Raw genomic sequence first — 16985 nt, 5'->3', positions numbered from 1 at the left:
GCGTGCCAACCAGAGTCCATGCCCGAATTGCCCGAAGTCGAGACGGTCCGGGGCGGCCTGGCCCCGGTGATGGAAGGCCGCCGCCTGGTCCGCGTGGAAGCCCGCCGCCCGGACCTCCGCTTCCCCTTCCCGGAGAACTTCGTTCAGGTGCTGACCGGCGCGACCGTGCTCTCCATGGAACGACGGGCGAAGTACCTGATGGCCCGCCTGGATCGCGAGGACACGCTCGTCATGCACCTGGGCATGAGCGGCCGGTTCGAGATCAGTTGTCCGGAAGGGGAGAGCCGCCCCGGCCGCTTCCACTATGCGCCGGATCCCGACCCCAAGCACGCCCATGTAGTCTTCGAGACCGACGAGGGCGTCCGCGTCACCTATTACGATCCTCGCCGCTTCGGCTACATGGCCCTGGTCAACACGGCCACGATGCACCTCCACCCATGGTTCGCCGAGCTCGGCCCCGAGCCGTTGTCGGACGCCTTCGACGCCGCCCGGCTGAAGACGGCCTTCAAGGGCCGCAAGCAGGGCCCGAAGACGCTGCTCCTCGACCAGAGGATCGTCGCGGGCCTCGGCAACATCTACGTCTGCGAGGCCCTGCACCGGGCCCGCATCTCGCCCTTCAGGCCCGCCGGGAAGATCGCCGCCGCTCGGTTGCCGCCCCTGGTCGACGCCATCCGCGAGGTCCTGCGGCTGGCCATCGCCGCCGGCGGCTCCACCTTGCGCGACTACGCCCAGGCCGACGGCGCGCTGGGCTACTTCCAGCACAGCTTCCGCGTCTATGACCGCGAGGGCTGCCCCTGCCCGAACGACGGTTGCCACGGCGTCATCGCCCGCCAGGTCCAGGCCGGGCGCTCGACCTTCTATTGCCCCGTTTGCCAGAAATAGGGTCGCCATGATCCGCGCCGTCACGGCCGCCCTCGCGGCGTCCGCCGCCCTCCTCTCCGCGACCGCGGCCGCCGCCCAGCCGCCGGTGTGGGTGGTGAAGGACGCCGATTCCGAGATGGTGCTGTTCGGCTCGGTCCACGTCCTGCCGCCGGGCCTGGCCTGGAAGCCCCCCGCCCTGGCCGCGGCCCTGAAGGACGCCGACGACCTCTGGTTCGAGCTCCCGGCCGGCCCCGAGGCCGAGCAGGAAAGCGCCCGCCTGGCCGGTGAGAAAGGCGTCCTGCCGCCCGGCGAGTCCCTGTTCAAACGCCTGCCGCCGGCCGACGCCGCCCGCCTGGTCCGGGTGGCCGAGGCCTACGGCGTCGACAAGGCCGTGCTCGACCGGCTGGAGCCGTGGCTCGCCGAGCTCGCACTGTCCGGCGCGGCTTTCCGCAAGTCGGGAGCCGGGCTCGAGGACGGCGTCGAGAAGGCCGTCGAGGCCGCCGCCCCGCCCAAGGCCCGGCGCCGCGCCTTGGAGACCGTCGCCGAACAGCTCGCCATCTTCGACGAGGCCCCCGAGGGCGAGCAGATCGCGTCGCTTCGCGAGACGATGGTGGAGATGGAGAAGGATCCCAAAGCTTTCGACACCCTCGTCGCGGCCTGGGCCAGCGGCGACCTCGGCCTCATCGAGCGCGAGGCGTTGCAGCCGCTCCGACAGGCCTCGCCCCTGCTCTACCGCCGCCTGGTCACCGACCGGAACGCGCGCTGGGTGCAGACCCTGGACCATCGGCTCAAAGGCAAGGGGCGCACCGTCGTGGTCGTCGGCATGGGCCACCTGATCGGCGACGGCGGCGTGCCCGCCCGACTGCGGGCGCTTGGCTATTCCGTCACGGGGCCGTAAGTCGCGGGCTCCAGCGAGGAGCGGCAGATGAGTTTCGAGACCCTGATCGTCGAGAGCCCCAGCGCGGGCGTCACCCTGATCCGGCTGAACCGGCCCGAGGCCCTCAACGCCCTGAACAGCACCCTGCTGGGCGAGCTCTCGCAAGCCCTCGACGCCGCCGAGATCGACGAGGCGGTCCGCTGCCTGGTGATCACCGGCTCGGAGCGCGCCTTCGCGGCCGGCGCCGACATCAAGGAGATGTCGGACAAGACCTACGCCCAGATGTTCGCCCTGGACTTCTTCACGGCCGCCGCGCGCCGGATCGAGCAGTTCCGCAAGCCGATCATCGCCGCGGTCTCCGGCTTCGCCCTGGGCGGCGGCTGCGAGCTCGCCATGCTCTGCGACTTCATCATCGCCTCCGAGACGGCGAAGTTCGGCCAGCCCGAGATCAATCTCGGCGTCATGCCCGGCATCGGCGGCACCCAGCGGCTGACCCGTTTCGTCGGCAAGTCGAAGGCCATGGACATGATGCTGACGGCCCGGATGATGGACGCCGCCGAGGCCGAGCGCGCCGGCCTGGTCAGCCGCGTGGTCCCAGCCGACAAGCTGCTGGACGAGGCGTTGGCCGCCGCCGCCAAGATCGCCTCCCAGTCGCCGCTGGCGGTGATGATGAACAAGGAGCTGGTGAACACCGCCTACGAGACCACGCTGTCGACCGGCGTGGCCGTCGAGCGTCGCCTCTTCCACTCGCTCTTCGCCTTCGAGGACCAGAAGGAGGGCATGGCGGCCTTCGTCGAGAAGCGGAAGCCCGACTTCAAGGGCCGATAGGACGCCGAGGCAGGTTGACCCGCAGCCCGCCCTTGCGTATATCCGCGCCTCCAATTTTGCCCGCCCGGCGCTCACGTCGGGCGCGATCCGTTTCGAGAGCTTAGACGAATGGCCAATACGCCCGGCGCCAAGAAGGCGGTCCGCAAGATCGCCCGCCGCACCGAAGTGAACACCGCCCGCCGCTCGCGCGTGCGCACCTTCCTGCGCAAGTTCGAAGAGGCCTTGGCCTCGGGCGACGCCGGCGCGGCCAAGGCCGCGTTCGTCCAGGCCCAGTCCGAGCTGATGCGCGCCGTCAGCAAGGGCGTGGTGCACAAGAACACCGGCTCGCGGAAGGTCTCGCGCCTGGCCGCCCAGCTGAAGAAGCTGTCGGCCGCCTAAGGCCGCGACGGGGACGCTTCAGTCCCCTTCTTCGCCGCTCGGATTTTACGGAAACAGCGTCCGGCCACGGACGCTGTTTTTTCGTGCGTGACGCACAGCCGGAAGGCGCCCCGCCGGCGCCCGGCTGCGGCCGATTTTCATGCGCATCTTTCGAGCGCTTTCGGGCGGTTTTCCGAGGCCATTTTCTGAACCGGGCGCCTGCGACGGGTGCGACCTCTGCGGCAAATCTGCTCAGCTTGCGGAGAGGTTTTTTTGCCTTTCCCTTGGCCGCAAAAGGGCTCCTTGTGAGTCAACCGAAATATCCGTCGACAGCACGAAGAATCACCGTTGACCGGGCACGGCCCCCGACTAGTCTCAGCGGTCTTACGAGCGTCTTTTAATGATCTCGCGGATCACAGCGGGACGCCGGCGGAGCACATGTGTTCGCCGGATAAGAGCTTGTGTGTGTTGAGAAAATCCGTGGTTGGGGGTTCGGGGCCTGGCCATGGCGTCGCAAAGTCGATGGGGTCAAGAGGGATGACGAGCAGGGGGGCTGCGGGAGCTATGGCAAGTGCGCCGGCGGGGGCCGTGTGGACGAAGACTTGCCAGGTCCTGAAGCATGAATTGGGAGAGGCCACGTTCGGTTCGTGGCTGGGCCAGGCCGCGTTGCGGGAGTCCGGCGACGAGGTGTGCGTGGTCGCCGCCACCGGCGTCGCGCGGGACTGGATCCGCCGGCACGCGTGGCGTCGCATCGGTGAACTGTGGGCGCAGAACGATCCGCTGGGTCGGCGCCTGGACCTGAAATCTCGGATGGAGGTGGAATCCGCCGGAATGGCCGCCCATACGCCCATCCCCGCGCCGTCGGCGGCCAACGCCGAGCCCGCGCCCCAGGTCTTCGAAGTGGAGGCCGAGGCCGCCGCGCCCGTCGCCGCCCGCCAGGGCCGCATGCAGGGCCTTCAGGAGCGGTTCTCGTTCGACACCTTCGTGTCGGGCCCGGCCAACGAATTCGCCTTCGCCGTGGCCCGCCGCGTGGCCAACTGGGCGGACGGCCACTTCAACCCCGTCCTGTTCCACGGCCCCTATGGGTTCGGGAAGACCCACCTGCTGAACGCGCTGGCCTGGGAAGCCATGCGGAGCGCGCCGGAGAAGCGCGTGGTCTATCTGACCGCCGAGCGGTTCACGACGACCTTCGTCAAGGCGATCCAGGACCGGCAGACCCAGGCGTTCAAGGACGACTTGCGCAACGCCGACCTGCTGCTGATCGACGACGTCCACTTCGTGGCCGGCAAGACCCAGACCCAGGAAGAGCTGTTCCACACCCTGATCGCCCTCGTCGAGGATGGCCGCCGGGTGGTGCTCACCGCCGACCGCTCGCCCACCGAGCTGTCCGAGATGGAGCCGCGCCTGCGCTCGCACCTGCAGGCGGGCCTCGTCTGCGGCATTGAGCCGGCCGACCGGAACCTCCGGCTGGGCATCCTGGAGCGCAAGCTGCAGACCCTGGCCGCCCAAGGCCGCTTCGTGCCCTCGGCCCGGCCCGAGGTGCTGCAGTTCCTCGCAGACCGCTTCACCGACAGCGTGCGCGAGCTGGAAGGCGCCCTGAACACCCTCGTGGCTCGCGTGGGCGGTGAGATCGCCCGCCTGACCCTGGACGACGCCCAGGGCATCCTCAGGCCCCACCTGTCGGTCACCGAGCGCAAGGTGACGGTCGACATGATCCAGAAGGCCGTGGCCGAGCACTATGCGCTCAAGCAGGCCGACCTGATCTCGGAGCGCCGCGCCCGCGCGGTCGCCCGGCCGCGCCAGGTGGCCATGTGGCTGGCCAAGCAGATCACCACGCGCTCGCTGCCCGACATCGGCCGGCGCTTCGGCGGGCGCGACCACACGACCGTCCTGCACGCCGTGCGCCGCATCGAGGCCCTGAAGGCCGAGGACGCGGCCATCGCCCGCGACATCGACGTCCTGCTGCGCAAGCTGCGCGGCTGACCTGAGACGACCTGGAGAGCAGACTGAAAGGCCCGCCGGCGACGGCGGGCCTTTTGGGTTTTCGCCCCTCGCTCCGCGCTGATCGCGGGGAGGCCTTTCCTCCGCCTTCGCCTCGTTCTTGGACAAAGAAAAGGGCGGCCGGATCGCTCCGGCCGCCCTTCAACTCGGTCCGTGACGTCCGAGGCGCTTAGGCCTCTTCGGTCGCGGCTTCTTCCTTCTTCGACAGGTCCTCGCCGGTCTCCTGGTCGACGACCTTCATGGAGAGGCGGGTCTTGCCGCGGTCGTCGAAGCCCAGGAGCTTCACCTTGACCTGCTGGCCTTCGGTCAGCACGTCCGAGACCTTCGCCACACGCTCGTTCGAAATCTGCGAGACGTGGACCAGGCCGTCCTTGGCGCCGAAGAAGTTCACGAAGGCGCCGAAGTCGACGATCTTCACGACCTTGCCGGTGTAGATCTGGCCGACCTCGGGTTCCGAGGCGATCGACTTGATCCAGTCCTTGGCCGCGTCGATCTTCGCCTGGTCGGCGGCCGCGATCTTGATCGTGCCGTCCTCGCCGATGTCGATCTTCGCGCCCGTCTTCTCGACGATCTCGCGGATCACCTTGCCGCCCGAGCCGATCACTTCCCGGATCTTGTCGACCGGGATCTTGATGGACTCGATCTTCGGCGCGAACTCGCCCAGCTCGGCGCGCGGCGCCTGCATGGCCTTGTTCATCTCGTTGAGGATGTGGTCACGGCCGCCCTTCGCCTGCTCGAGGGCCTTCTTCATGATCTCCTCGGTGATGCCGGCGATCTTGATGTCCATCTGCAGGGACGTGATGCCGTCGGCGGTGCCCGCCACCTTGAAGTCCATGTCGCCGAGGTGGTCCTCGTCGCCCAGGATGTCCGAGAGGACCGCGAAGCCGTCGCTCTCGAGGATCAGGCCCATGGCGATGCCCGACACCGGCTTCTTCAGCGGAACGCCGGCGTCCATCAGGGCCAGCGACGAGCCGCAGACCGAGGCCATCGAGGACGAGCCGTTGGACTCGAAGATCTCCGAGACCAGGCGGATCGTGTACGGGAACTCCTCGTAGCTCGGCAGCATCGGACGGATGGCCCGCCACGCCAGCTTGCCGTGGCCCACTTCACGCCGGCCCGGCGCGCCCATGCGGCCCGTCTCCCCGACCGAGAACGGCGGGAAGTTATAGTGCAGCATGAACTTCTCGTAGTACTTGCCTTCCAGCGCGTCGATCAGCTGCTCGTCGTCGCCGGTGCCGAGCGTGGCCACGACCAGCGCCTGGGTCTCGCCGCGGGTGAACAGCGCCGAGCCGTGGGCCCGGGGCAGCACGCCCACTTCCGAAACGATCGGGCGGACCTGGTCGACCGAGCGGCCGTCGATGCGCTTGCCGGTATCCAGGATCGAGCGGCGGACGATGTCGGCCTCCAGCTCCTTGAAGACGCCGATCAGCTTCAGGGGATCGATGCCGTCCGGGTTGGCGTCCGACTTGGCGAAGGTCGAGACGGCCTTCTCCTTGGCGGCCGACAGCGCCGCATGGCGGTCGGACTTCTTCATGATCTGGTAGGCCGCCCGCAGGTCGGCGCCGATCACGTCCTTCACCTTGGCCTTGAGGGCGTCGGTGTCTTCCGGCTGGAAGTCGAAGGGCTCCTTGGCCGCGTGCTCGGCCAGCTCGATGATCGCGTCGATCACCGGCTGCAGGCCCTTGTGGGCGAAGGTCACGCCGCCCAGGACCTGCTCTTCCGACAGTTCCTTGATCTCGGATTCGACCATCATCACCGCGTCGGCCGTGCCGGCGACGACGAGGTCCATGGCGCTTTCCTTCATCTCATCGAGAGTCGGGTTCAGCACGTATTCGCCGTTCACATAGCCCACGCGCGCGGCGCCGATCGGGCCCATGAACGGGGCGCCCGAGATCACCAGGGCGGCCGAGGCGGCCACCATTGCGACGATGTCGGGATCGTTCTCGAGGTCGTGGGCCAGCACGGTGCAGACGACCTGCACTTCGTTCTTGAAGCCCTTCACGAACAGCGGGCGGATCGGACGGTCGATCAGGCGGCTGGTCAGGGTTTCCTTCTGCGAGGGCGCGCCCTCACGACGGGGGAAGCTGCCGGGGATCTTGCCGGCGGCGTAGAACTTCTCCTGGTAGTTCACGGTCAGGGGGAAGAAGTCCTGACCCGGCTTGGCGCTCTTGGCATACACCGCGGTGGCCAGCACCATGGTCTCGCCGTAGGTGGCGAGCACGGCGCCGTCGGCCTGGCGGGCCATGCGGCCGGTTTCGAGCGTGAGGGTCTTGCCTCCCCACTCGATGGTCTTGCGCTTGATATCGAACATTTTGGCTTCTTTCTCATCCCGCGGGCGTATTCCCGGCGGGGGCGGACAGGGCGTCGGACTTCCGAAATCCTCTCCAGTCAGACAGGCGGGGCGAGGATTTCGTTCGAACCCTCACGGATGGAAAGAGCGCCCGGCGTCCGGGCCGCCCTGGTCCGCCACGAACTCCTCCGGCCTGTCTCGGAGGCATGGCGGGAAAATGTGTCGAGGGCCCGGCGGGTGTTCCCCGCGGGCCCTCGGAAACCAACTAGCGGCGCAGACCCAGCTTCTCGATCAGGTCCTGATAGCGAGCCGTGTCCGACTTCTTCAGGTGATCGAGGAGCGAGCGGCGCTGGGAAACCAGCTTCAGCAGGCCGCGGCGCGAGTGATTGTCCTTCTTGTGCGTCTTGAAGTGCTCGGTGAGGTTCGCAATCCGCTCGGAAAGGATCGCCACCTGGACTTCGGCGCTGCCCGTGTCCGCTTCGCCGCGGGCATGGGTCTTGATGAGTTCGGCCTTACGGTCCGCCGTGATCGACATCGGGTTTCTCCGCTCTGGTCAAAGGTTGAAGACGCGCGAGGGTTCGAGCCGTCCCGCACGCATCTCGCAGAGCGCCACCACCGATCCGCCCGCCATCGCCGAAACGGTGCGTTCGCCCGGCCTGAGCCTGGCTTTCACCTGTTCGACCTGTCGGGGAACGAGAACGATCGATCGTCCCTGCTTCAATCTGAAGGCGTCTTCGTCGGTCACGGCCAGCGCCGGGATGTCGTCCAGCGCGGTCTCGACCGGAAGCAGGGCCTCCGATTGGCGGGCCTTATGCCCTAAATCCTCAAGAATATCCAGCGCAACGGCGTTCGCCTCGGTGAACGCCCCCACGCGGGTGCGGCGCAGCTCGCTGACATGGCCGCACGCGCCGAGCATTTCGGCCACGTCGCGGACGATGGCGCGGACATAGGTGCCCTTGCCGCACTCCACCTCGATGGTCACGTGGTCGGCGTCGGGCGCGGCCGCCACTCTCGCCGAATGGATCAGCACAGGGCGGGCCGCCAGCTCCACCGTCTCGCCGGCGCGCGCCAGGTCGTAGGCGCGCTCGCCGTCCACCTTGATCGCCGAGAACGCCGGCGGGACCTGCAGGACCTCGCCTACGAACTTCGGCAGCACGGCCTCGACCTGGTCCACGCTCGGACGCACGTCGGAGCTCGCCAACGTCTCGCCCTCGCGGTCGAAGGTCGCGGTGGTCCGGCCCCATTCGATCGTGAAGCGATAGGCCTTGTCGGCGTCCATCAGGAACGGGACGGTCTTGGTCGCCTCGCCCAGCGCGATGGGCAGCACGCCGGTGGCCAGCGGATCCAGGGTGCCGGCATGCCCCGCCTTCTGGGCGTCGAAGATCCGCCGCACCCGGCTGACCGCCGTCGTCGAGCCCAGGTCATAGGGCTTGTCCAGGTTCAGCCAGCCCGAGACCGCCTGGCCGCGCTTGCGGCGGCCCATCAGTCCTCGTCCTTCCAGCTGTCGGACGGCGGCTGCGGCGTCAGGTCCTGGCGCACCCGCGGGTCGTCGAATAGCTTCGCCATCCGCGCCGCCTCGTTGAAGCTCTCGTCGTGGCGGAAGTGCAGGTCGGGGGTGAAGCGCAGGTCGATGGCCCGTCCGAGATGGCCGCGGACGAAGCGCGAGTGCTTGTTCAGCGCCTTCACCACCTCGTCGGCGTTCTCGCCGCCCAGGGGCTCCACGAATACCGTGGCGTGACGAAGGTCGGGATTCACGCGCACCTCGGTGACGGTCACGGAGACGCCGGCGAGGACGGGATCGTTGATCTCTTCCTCGCGGAAGATCTCCACCAGCGCGTGGCGGACCAGCTCGCCGGCGCGGAGCTGGCGCTGGGACGGCCCTTGCGGGCCTTTCGATTGGGGGCGTTTCATGTCTTTGCGAACCTCATGACCCGAGGGACGGATCGGACGTCCTCAGGCGAAGGGCGCGCTTCTAGGCGCGCGGGGCCGGTAAGTCCACCCTGGCCGCCGTCAGGCGCCCGTGCGCTCCCGGAAATAGGCGATCACCTTCTGCTCGGCCGCCTTGGTGGGGCCGTCCTCCTTCAGATTGATCGTCAGCACCGAGTGCGGATGCGGCAGGCCTCCCGGCTTTGCGTCGGCAGGATCGATCTCCACCGCCTCGAACGCCTCGCCCAGCTCGCGCCGGTAGGTCTCGAACCGCTCGTCCGGCACGAATGGGTCGCCGTGGAAGCGAAGCCCGATCACCTTCAGCCCTTCCTCTTGGTGGCGGCGACGGGCGCAGGCGACCTCGGCGGCCGAGGCGTCGATCCCGGCCCTGTTCGCCTTGCCCAGCGGCAGGGACGGCTGGGAGACGACCGGCGCCACGACGGAGGGCTCGGTGACCATGGCCAGGGCGAAGCCGCCGGTGAAGCACATGCCCACCGCGCCCACGCCCTTGCCGCCGCACTCGGCGTACGCCTGCCGCGCCAGGGCGCGCAGCCACTCGGTGATCGGGCTCGAGCGCCCCGCCCGCCAGGCGTTGAACTCGAACCGCACGCACAGGCCGCCCAGCATGGTCAACACGCTGGCCGGATGCTCCGCCGGCCGTCCCGGCACGCCGAACAGCACGGGGCAGAAGACCGTCATCCCCGCCTCGGCGATGCGGTCGGCAAAGCGGATCACCTGCGGATGCAGGCCAGGCATCTCGTGGATGACGATCACCGCAGGCCCCGAGCCCCGGCGATAGACCTCGCGCGTCCACCGCCCGTGGCGGAAGCTGAACCTGTCGTACGCCGAGAGCGCCGCCTCGTAGCCCATGCCCGTCCTCCCGTGCCCGGAGACGAGCCTAGCGCGATCAGACCTTCAGCTTGAAGTCCTTCACTTCGCCTTCGAAGCCCGACAGCCGCCAGCGGCCGTCCGGTCCCTTGGTGAAGTAGAGCAGGCAGGGGCCATCCTTGCTCCGCGTGGCGCAGATGCGCCCGTCCGGGACCGGCCGCAGGGCCTGGGAGATGGCCAGCGGGCCGGGGATCTTGGTGCGCGGCGTGTAGCCGTAGTGCTCGGCGACCGCCTTGAAAACGCTGGGCTGCACCAGCGTCTCGCCGGCGAGCTCCGCCAGGCCCGGCGCGAGGATGGCCGCAAGTCCGCCCAGCCTTTTGTCCTTTGCGCCCTCGGCCACCACGCGCCGCTCGATCTCGCGCTTGAGCGCCGCGCGGTCCACGTGGGCGTCGAACGCCGCCTGGTCGTTGTCGCGGATGGCGATCAGCAGCGCATGCACGTCGTTAGCCGCGTCGAGCTTGCGCACGGAGGCGCACGACGCCAGGGCCAGAGCCAGCAGGCTGATGAGGATGGTGCGCAAAGCCTTCGGGCCTCCTTATCCGCCTCACCTGACATAACGCGCGGGACGGCGCTACAACACGCTCCCGTGGCTGAACCGATCCTGACCACGGAACGCCTGGTCTTCCGCCCCTTCGTGGCGGGCGCCTGAAACGAAGAAGCCCCGGAGAGGTCCCCGGGGCTCCGTATCCGTCAGAGCGGCGTCGGCTAGAGCGACCGCTTCACCTCTTCGAGGTTGAAGCACTCGATCGTGTCGCCGGCCTTGATGTCCTGGAAGCCTTCGAAGGCCATGCCGCACTCCTGGCCGGCCGGCACCTCGTTGACCTCGTCCTTGAAGCGCTTGAGCGTCTTGAGCACGCCCAGCTCCAGGATGACGACCCCGTCGCGGACGATCCGGACCCGCGCGCCCTTGCGGACCACGCCTTCCGAGACCCGGCAACCGGCGACCCGGCCGACCTTGGTGATGTCGAAGGCCTGCAGGACCTCGGCGTTGCCCAGGAAGGTCTCGCGCTGGATCGGCGCCAGCATGCCCGAGAGCACGCCTTTGATGTCGTCGAGCAGGTCGTAGATGATCGCGTAGTAGCGGATCTCCACGCCCTCGCGCTCGGCAAGGTCGCGGGCCTGCTTCGAGGCGCGGACGTTGAAGCCCAGGATCGGGGCGCCTGCGCCCTTCGCCAGCATCACGTCGCTCTCGCTGATCGCGCCGGCGCCCGACAGGATGATCCGCGCGCGGACCTCGTCGGTGGCCATCTTGTCCAGCGAGCCCACGATCGCCTCGGCCGAGCCCTGCACGTCGGCCTTGATGATGACCGGCAGCTCGGAGACCTTCTTGTCGGCGAGCCTGGCCATCATGTCGGCCAGGGAGGCGCCCTGGACCGGCGCGCCGGTCTTCTCGCGCTTCACGCGGACGCGGTACTCGGTCAGCTCGCGCGCCCGGGCCTCGTTCTCCACGACAGCGAAGGGCTCGCCCGGATCGGGCGTGCCGTCCAGGCCCAGGATCTCCACGGGCACCGAGGGGCCCGCTTCGGCCAGCTGCTCGCCGCGCTCGTTCAGCAGCGCGCGGACGCGGCCGAAGTTCGGGCCGGCCACGACGATGTCGCCGCGCTTCAGCGTGCCGCGCTTCACCAGCACGGTCGCCACGGCGCCCCGGCCCTTGTCGAGCTTGGACTCGATGACCATGCCGTCCGCGGTGCGGTCGGGATTGGCCTTCAGGTCCAGCACTTCGGCCTGCAGCAGGATCGCCTCGATCAGGTCGTCCAGGCCCATCTTCTCGGTCGCCGAGACCTCGACGGCCTGGGTGTCGCCGCCCAGGCTCTCCACGACGATCTCGTGCTGCAGCAGCTCGTTGATCACGCGGGTCGGGTCGGCGCCCGGCTTGTCGATCTTGTTGATCGCCACGATGATCGGAGCGCCCGCGGCCCGGGCGTGATTGATGGCCTCGATCGTCTGCGGCATCACGCCGTCGTCCGCCGCCACCACCAGGATGACGATGTCCGTGGCGTTCGCGCCGCGCATGCGCATGGCCGAGAACGCGGCGTGGCCGGGCGTGTCCAGGAAGGTCACGGCCTGGCCGTTCTCCAGGCGCACCTGATAGGCGCCGATGTGCTGGGTGATGCCGCCGTGCTCGCCCGAGACGACGTCGGTGGAGCGCAGCGCGTCGAGCAGCGACGTCTTGCCGTGGTCGACGTGACCCATGACCGTGACGACCGGGGGCCGGGGCTCCAGGTGATCGTCGATGTCCTCGGCGCCGATGAAGCCTTCTTCGACGTCGGCTTCCGACACGCGCTTCACGGTGTGGCCGAACTCGGTGGCCACCAGCTCGGCGGTGTCATTGTCAATGACGTCGTTGATCTTCAGCATCACGCCCTGACGCATCAGGAACTTGATGATCTCGACGCCGCGGGTGGCCATCCGGTTGGCCAGCTCGCCCACGGTGATGACGTCGGGAATGACGACCTCGCGGGCGACGCGCGCCTGCTCCTGGACGCCGCCCTTGCGCTTCTCACGCTCGCGCTCCCGGGCCCGGCGGACCGAGGCCAGCGAACGCATCCGCTCGGCGCCCTCGCTGTCGCCCGCCACCGCCTGGATGGTCAGGCGGCCTTCGCGCCGGTTCGGCGCGCCCTTGGCGCGGCTGATGGCGCCCTTGGAATCGTTGGCGCGGCGACGGTCGTCGTCGTCGCGACGGTCCACGACCGAGCCGCCCGGACGGGGGGCCGAGCGCGTGGCGCGTTGGATTTCCGGCGTCGCCGGCGGCGCGGCGGCGCCCGGACGCGGGCCGCGGGGGCCGCCGGGGCCGCCGGGACCGCGAGGGCCGCCGGGGGCCGGACGCGGCGCCAGGGCCGAATAGCGCACGGTGCCGCCTTCGGGGCGGGCGCCCTGCGGCCGGTCGCCACGATCGCCGCCGGGGCGCGGACCGCGATCGTCGTCACGGCGCGGCGGACGCGGGCCCCGGTCCTGGTCCGGACGCGGCGCGCGCTGGTTGAAGGTCGCGCCTTCGAAGCGGCCCGACGGCCGTTCGGGGCGATAGGTGGTGGTGGTCGGCCGATCGTCGCGGCGATCGCGCGAAGGCTGGTACGTGCGGGTCTGGTTGCCCGCCACGGGAGCAGGAGCCTCGGCGCGCGGCGGCGGCGCAGCGGCCTGGGCAGGCGGCGGGGCGGCCGGAGCCTGCGGCGCCGGAGCCTGGGGAGCCGAGGCCTGGGGCGCCTGGGGCGCGGGAGCCTGGGCTGCGGGAGCCTGCGGCGCAGCCGAAGCCTGCGGAGCCGGAGCGGCGGGCTGGGCGGCTTGCGCCGCCTTCGCGGCCTGGGCGGCGCGGGCGGCTTCGGCCTCGGCCCGGGCGCGTTCCTCGCGGGCGCGGCGGTCGGCCTCCTGCTGCCGGGCGAGTTCGATGGCGCGCTGGCGGGCCGCGCGTTCCTCGGCCGACAGGCCGTCGTTCGGGGCGCCGGCTTGCGGCGCGCGCGGAGCCTGCGGCGCGGACGGCGCGGCGGGCTTCGGATCGAACTGGCGACGTTCGGCGGCGGACGGCGCGGCGAGATTGCCGCTGGGTCCGGCGTGCGGGCGCGCACGCTTGGTCTCCACAACCACCGTCTTGGTCCGGCCGTGGCTGAAGCTCTGCTTCACGGTGCCCGAGCTGACCGAACCCGCGGCGCGCGGCTTCAGGGTCAGGGGCTTACGGCCGTTATTGTTCTCGTCGCTCATTCGCTCGCTTTACTCAGCAGCCGGGCGGATCCCGACCAACGTCTTCAAACAGTTCGAGGCGGAAACCTCAGGGCTCCCGCTTCGCCTCGGCAGGCTCCTCGCGCCAATCCTCAGGAAGGAGCGGACTGAACCCCTCCAGGCGCCTGGCGTCTTCGGCCCAGCGCTCGGCGGCTCGCCCCGCAAGGAAGGCGGTGTGTATCACATTCTCGCCGCCCAAGGCCAAACCCAATTCCTCGGCGGCGAAAAGGCCGAAAACCCGCGGCTGCGGCTGTTGTTTCCGCGCGACCGCCATGATCTTGCGGCGGCCGTCGGCGGCGCCGTCGCGCGCCTCGATGAGCCACGCGGCCTTGCCGGCCTGGATTGTCGCGGAGACCTTCTCGAAGCCGGAAGTAATGTCGCCGGCCTTCCGCGCAAGGCCCAGCGCCGACAAAAGCCGGCGCTTCAGCAGCATTTCGACCTGATCGGACAGATCGGCGGAGGCCGTCACCTTGGCCTTGGCCGCCCGGGCGAACAGCCCCTTCTTCGCCGCCGTCTGCACGGACGCACGATCGGCGGCGACCCACAGGCCACGGCCCGGCAGCTTGCGCGCCAGGTCGGGCACGACCTGGCCCTCCGGTCCGACCACGAAGCGGATCAGCCGCGCCTCCTCCATCACCTCGCCGGACACGATGTCCCGCCGCTCGCGCGACGCTTCGGCGAGGGTGGACGGGGCCTTAGCGGCGGATGGCTCCATGGTCGGTCACCTCACCCGTCCTAAGCGTCGCGGGCTTCGCCGGCGGCCTCAGCCTCGGCAAAGGTTTCGGCGGTCGGTTCTGCTTCGGCGAATTCGCCTTCGAGCTCACCTTCCGCAGCCTCTTCGACCTCCGGCTCTTCCGGCGCTTCCACCCAGCCCATGACGATCCGGGCGCGCATGATCAGCAGCTCGGCGTCCTGGGCGTCCAGGCCGAAGCTCTCGAGGATGCCCGGCTCGCGCACGCGCTCGCCGTTCTTGGTCTCGAACCAGCCGCGCAGGTCGTCGGGCACCAGGCCGGCGAGATCCTCGACGGTCTTGATGCCGCCCTCCCCCAGGGCGACGGCCATCGGCAGGGTGACGCCTTCGATCTCGAGCAGCGCGTCGTCCACGCCGAGCTCGCGGCGCTTGGCGTCGTACTCGGCGGCTTCCTTGTCCAGGTACTCGCGGGCGCGGGTCTGGATCTCTTCGGCCGTGTCCTCGTCGAAGCCTTCGATGGCCGCCACTTCCGAGGCGTCCACATAGGCGACGTCTTCCACGGTGGCGAAACCTTCGGTGACCAGCAGCTGGGCGATGACCTCGTCCACGTCCAGGGCTTCCTGGAACAGGGCCGTGCGCTCGGTGAACTCGCGCTGACGGCGCTCGCTCTCCTGGCTCTCGGTCATGATGTCGATCTGCCAGCCGGTCAGCTGGGAGGCGAGGCGGACGTTCTGGCCGCGGCGGCCGATGGCCAGCGACAGCTGCTCGTCGGGGACGACGACTTCGACGCGTTCGTCCTCCTCGTCCATGACGACCTTGGACACCTCAGCCGGCGCCAGGCCGTTCACGATGAACGTCGCGTCGTCCGGGCTCCACTGGATGATGTCGATCTTCTCGCCCTGCAGCTCGGCCACCACCGCCTGCACGCGGCTGCCGCGCATGCCGACGCAGGCGCCGACGGGATCGATCGAGCTGTCGTTGGAGATGACCGCCATCTTCGCGCGCGAGCCCGGGTCGCGGGCCACGGCGCGGATTTCGATGACGCCGTCATAGACCTCGGGCACTTCCTGGGCGAACAGCTTGGCCATGAAGCCGCCGTGGGCGCGGCTCAGCAGGATCTGCGGGCCCTTGGTCTCGCGGCGGACGTCGTAGATGTAGCAGCGGATCCGGTCGCCGATGTTGAAGTTCTCGCGCGGGATCGACTGGTCGCGGCGCATGATGCCTTCGCCGCGGCCCAGGTCGACGACGACGTTGCCGTACTCGACTCGCTTCACCGTGCCGTTGACGATCTCGCCCACGCGGTCCTTGTACTCCTCGTACTGGCGCTCGCGCTCGGCGTCGCGGACCTTCCCCATCACCACCTGGCGGGCCATCTGGGTCTGCACCCGGCCGAACTCGAACGGCGGCAGCAGCTCCTCGTAGACCTTGCCCACGAAGGCGTCCTTGTCGCGGCGCTTGGCGTCCGAGAGACGCAGGATGCCCGGCGGCTCCTCGAACGGCAGCTCGTTGCCGGCTTCGTCCACGCCACCGCCGAACTGGGCGTCGTCCTCGACCACGGTCACCACGCGCTTGATCGTGGTCTCGCCGGTCTTGGAGTCGATGTGCACGCGGATGTCGTGCTCGGCGCCGTAACGGGCGCGGGCGCCCTTCTGGATCGCCTCTTCGATCGCCTCGATGACGATCTCCTTGTCGATCGCCTTCTCGCGGGCCACGGCCTCGGCGATCTGCAGGAGTTCAAGCCGGTTGGCGGAGATGCCGGTCAGGCTCATGGGGTCGTTCCTCTACTCGGAAGTCTGTTGTTCGTCGGAAAGGCGGGCGGCGCGCATCTCGGCCCCCCGCTTCATCAGCTCGTCGGTCAGCACCAGCTTGGCCTCGATGATCCAGGCGAAGGGGACGAGCGCCGTCTCCTCCTCGCCTTCCAGGTCGATGGCCACCTGGCCGTCCTCGGTTCCGGCCAGCACGCCGCGGAAGCGCTTGCGGCCTTCGGCCAGGCGGTCGAGCTCAAGGCGCGCCTCGTAGCCCTCGTAGGTGTCGAAGTCCTTCAGCCGGGTCAGCGGCCGGTCGACGCCGGGCGACGAGACCTCCAGCGTGTACTCGCCCGAGATCGGGTCGGCGGCGTCCAGGACCTCGGAGACGGCGCGGGACAGCTTGGCGCAGTCCTCGACGTTCATGTCCCCGTCCTCGGGCCGCTCGGCCATGATCTGCAGGCGCCGCACGTTGCGCTCGCCGCCCATCAGGCGGATGCGCACGATCTCGTAGCCCGCGGCCTCGGCCACGGGATCGAGCATCTCCAGCAGTTTCAGGTCCTCGGCGGTCTTCCCGCGCATGAAAGGCCCAGGCCTCCGGCAAAGAAAAAAGCGGTCGGGCCGGAGCCCGCCGCTTGAAGGCGCTATCCAGCGCGATCAGCGATGTTGGACCCGAATATAGCGGACGGCCGGCGTTCTTGGAAGCCCTCTCCAAAAGGCTGCTGCGGCGCCGCTTCATTTGACGCGCCGCCCCTTTACTCGGGCCCGCGCATCGCCCACAGAGCCCGCCTCTTTGTGTGTCACTCTGAC

The 16985-nt window shown here is 69.3% G+C and carries 15 protein-coding genes; 5 read left to right on the top strand and 10 right to left on the bottom strand.

All coding sequences use genetic code 11. From position 1 onward, the window contains the following. The first annotated feature begins 18 nt into the window (after nt 1-18). From mutM to dnaA, 5 genes are all read left to right on the top strand, one after another. Nucleotides 19-882: a bifunctional DNA-formamidopyrimidine glycosylase/DNA-(apurinic or apyrimidinic site) lyase gene (gene mutM, locus ACO2Q0_RS08820; RefSeq protein ID WP_423351123.1), complete on the top strand. Its 864-nt coding sequence runs from the start codon at nt 19-21 to the stop codon at nt 880-882. A gap of 7 nt (nt 883-889) precedes the next feature. Continuing rightward, nucleotides 890-1759, top strand: coding sequence for a TraB/GumN family protein (locus tag ACO2Q0_RS08815; RefSeq protein WP_423351122.1), 870 nt, complete (start codon nt 890-892; stop codon nt 1757-1759). A gap of 27 nt (nt 1760-1786) precedes the next feature. Then, nucleotides 1787-2566 carry an enoyl-CoA hydratase gene (locus ACO2Q0_RS08810; protein WP_423351121.1) on the top strand — a complete coding sequence of 260 codons (780 nt, stop codon included), beginning with the start codon at nt 1787-1789 and terminating at the stop codon, nt 2564-2566. A gap of 108 nt (nt 2567-2674) precedes the next feature. Continuing rightward, nucleotides 2675-2944, top strand: coding sequence for a 30S ribosomal protein S20 (gene rpsT, locus ACO2Q0_RS08805; protein ID WP_423351120.1), 270 nt, complete (start codon nt 2675-2677; stop codon nt 2942-2944). 501 nt (nt 2945-3445) lie between these two features. Then, nucleotides 3446-4906, top strand: coding sequence for a chromosomal replication initiator protein DnaA (gene dnaA, locus ACO2Q0_RS08800; protein WP_423351119.1), 1461 nt, complete (start codon nt 3446-3448; stop codon nt 4904-4906). A 187-nt stretch (nt 4907-5093) separates the two neighbouring features. Here dnaA and pnp read toward each other — a convergent pair whose 3' ends face one another. From pnp to rimP, 10 genes are all read right to left on the bottom strand, one after another. After that, the gene (gene pnp / locus ACO2Q0_RS08795) at nt 5094-7235 is read right to left on the bottom strand and encodes a polyribonucleotide nucleotidyltransferase (protein WP_423351118.1); all 2142 of its coding nucleotides are present in this window, start codon (nt 7233-7235) and stop codon (nt 5094-5096) included. Nucleotides 7236-7479: 244 nt separating this feature from the next. Beyond that, a complete protein-coding gene (gene rpsO / locus ACO2Q0_RS08790) occupies nt 7480-7749 on the bottom strand; it encodes a 30S ribosomal protein S15 (protein WP_423351117.1) in 270 nt (89 codons plus the stop codon). A gap of 18 nt (nt 7750-7767) precedes the next feature. After that, nucleotides 7768-8697 carry a tRNA pseudouridine(55) synthase TruB gene (truB, locus tag ACO2Q0_RS08785; RefSeq protein ID WP_423351116.1) on the bottom strand — a complete coding sequence of 310 codons (930 nt, stop codon included), beginning with the start codon at nt 8695-8697 and terminating at the stop codon, nt 7768-7770. Beyond that, a complete protein-coding gene (gene rbfA / locus ACO2Q0_RS08780) occupies nt 8697-9125 on the bottom strand; it encodes a 30S ribosome-binding factor RbfA (protein WP_423351115.1) in 429 nt (142 codons plus the stop codon). The genes truB and rbfA overlap by 1 nt, the downstream gene beginning before the upstream one ends. A 99-nt stretch (nt 9126-9224) precedes the next feature. After that, nucleotides 9225-10010 carry a dienelactone hydrolase family protein gene (locus tag ACO2Q0_RS08775; protein WP_423351114.1) on the bottom strand — a complete coding sequence of 262 codons (786 nt, stop codon included), beginning with the start codon at nt 10008-10010 and terminating at the stop codon, nt 9225-9227. A 37-nt stretch (nt 10011-10047) separates the two neighbouring features. Continuing rightward, complete coding sequence (locus ACO2Q0_RS08770) at nt 10048-10548, bottom strand: DUF2939 domain-containing protein (RefSeq protein WP_423351113.1); 501 nt, start codon at nt 10546-10548, stop codon at nt 10048-10050. 185 nt (nt 10549-10733) lie between these two features. After that, complete coding sequence (infB, locus tag ACO2Q0_RS08765; RefSeq protein WP_423351112.1) at nt 10734-13721, bottom strand: translation initiation factor IF-2; 2988 nt, start codon at nt 13719-13721, stop codon at nt 10734-10736. A gap of 67 nt (nt 13722-13788) precedes the next feature. Then, nucleotides 13789-14454 (bottom strand): RNA-binding protein, encoded by a 666-nt coding sequence (locus ACO2Q0_RS08760; protein ID WP_423351111.1) that lies wholly within the window; start codon nt 14452-14454, stop codon nt 13789-13791. A 20-nt stretch (nt 14455-14474) separates the two neighbouring features. Continuing rightward, complete coding sequence (nusA, locus tag ACO2Q0_RS08755) at nt 14475-16199, bottom strand: transcription termination factor NusA (RefSeq protein WP_423351110.1); 1725 nt, start codon at nt 16197-16199, stop codon at nt 14475-14477. A 12-nt stretch (nt 16200-16211) separates the two neighbouring features. Next, a complete protein-coding gene (rimP, locus tag ACO2Q0_RS08750; RefSeq protein ID WP_423351109.1) occupies nt 16212-16757 on the bottom strand; it encodes a ribosome maturation factor RimP in 546 nt (181 codons plus the stop codon). Nucleotides 16758-16985: the final 228 nt, after the last annotated feature.

The organism is Phenylobacterium sp. VNQ135 (assembly GCF_049445735.1).
Taxonomy (GTDB): domain Bacteria; phylum Pseudomonadota; class Alphaproteobacteria; order Caulobacterales; family Caulobacteraceae; genus Phenylobacterium.
This window is presented reverse-complemented; position numbering and strand designations above follow the sequence as displayed.

Coding starts and splice junctions, on each gene's coding strand:
- rpsO (WP_423351117.1), bottom strand. CDS start 7,749: ATGTCGATCACGGCGGACCGTAAGGCCGAACTCATCAAGACCCATGCC.
- ACO2Q0_RS08760 (WP_423351111.1), bottom strand. CDS start 14,454: ATGGAGCCATCCGCCGCTAAGGCCCCGTCCACCCTCGCCGAAGCGTCG.
- ACO2Q0_RS08810 (WP_423351121.1), top strand. CDS start 1,787: ATGAGTTTCGAGACCCTGATCGTCGAGAGCCCCAGCGCGGGCGTCACC.
- infB (WP_423351112.1), bottom strand. CDS start 13,721: ATGAGCGACGAGAACAATAACGGCCGTAAGCCCCTGACCCTGAAGCCG.
- dnaA (WP_423351119.1), top strand. CDS start 3,446: ATGGGGTCAAGAGGGATGACGAGCAGGGGGGCTGCGGGAGCTATGGCA.
- mutM (WP_423351123.1), top strand. CDS start 19: ATGCCCGAATTGCCCGAAGTCGAGACGGTCCGGGGCGGCCTGGCCCCG.
- rimP (WP_423351109.1), bottom strand. CDS start 16,757: ATGCGCGGGAAGACCGCCGAGGACCTGAAACTGCTGGAGATGCTCGAT.
- rbfA (WP_423351115.1), bottom strand. CDS start 9,125: ATGAAACGCCCCCAATCGAAAGGCCCGCAAGGGCCGTCCCAGCGCCAG.
- rpsT (WP_423351120.1), top strand. CDS start 2,675: ATGGCCAATACGCCCGGCGCCAAGAAGGCGGTCCGCAAGATCGCCCGC.
- pnp (WP_423351118.1), bottom strand. CDS start 7,235: ATGTTCGATATCAAGCGCAAGACCATCGAGTGGGGAGGCAAGACCCTC.
- ACO2Q0_RS08815 (WP_423351122.1), top strand. CDS start 890: ATGATCCGCGCCGTCACGGCCGCCCTCGCGGCGTCCGCCGCCCTCCTC.
- ACO2Q0_RS08775 (WP_423351114.1), bottom strand. CDS start 10,010: ATGGGCTACGAGGCGGCGCTCTCGGCGTACGACAGGTTCAGCTTCCGC.
- truB (WP_423351116.1), bottom strand. CDS start 8,697: ATGGGCCGCCGCAAGCGCGGCCAGGCGGTCTCGGGCTGGCTGAACCTG.
- nusA (WP_423351110.1), bottom strand. CDS start 16,199: ATGAGCCTGACCGGCATCTCCGCCAACCGGCTTGAACTCCTGCAGATC.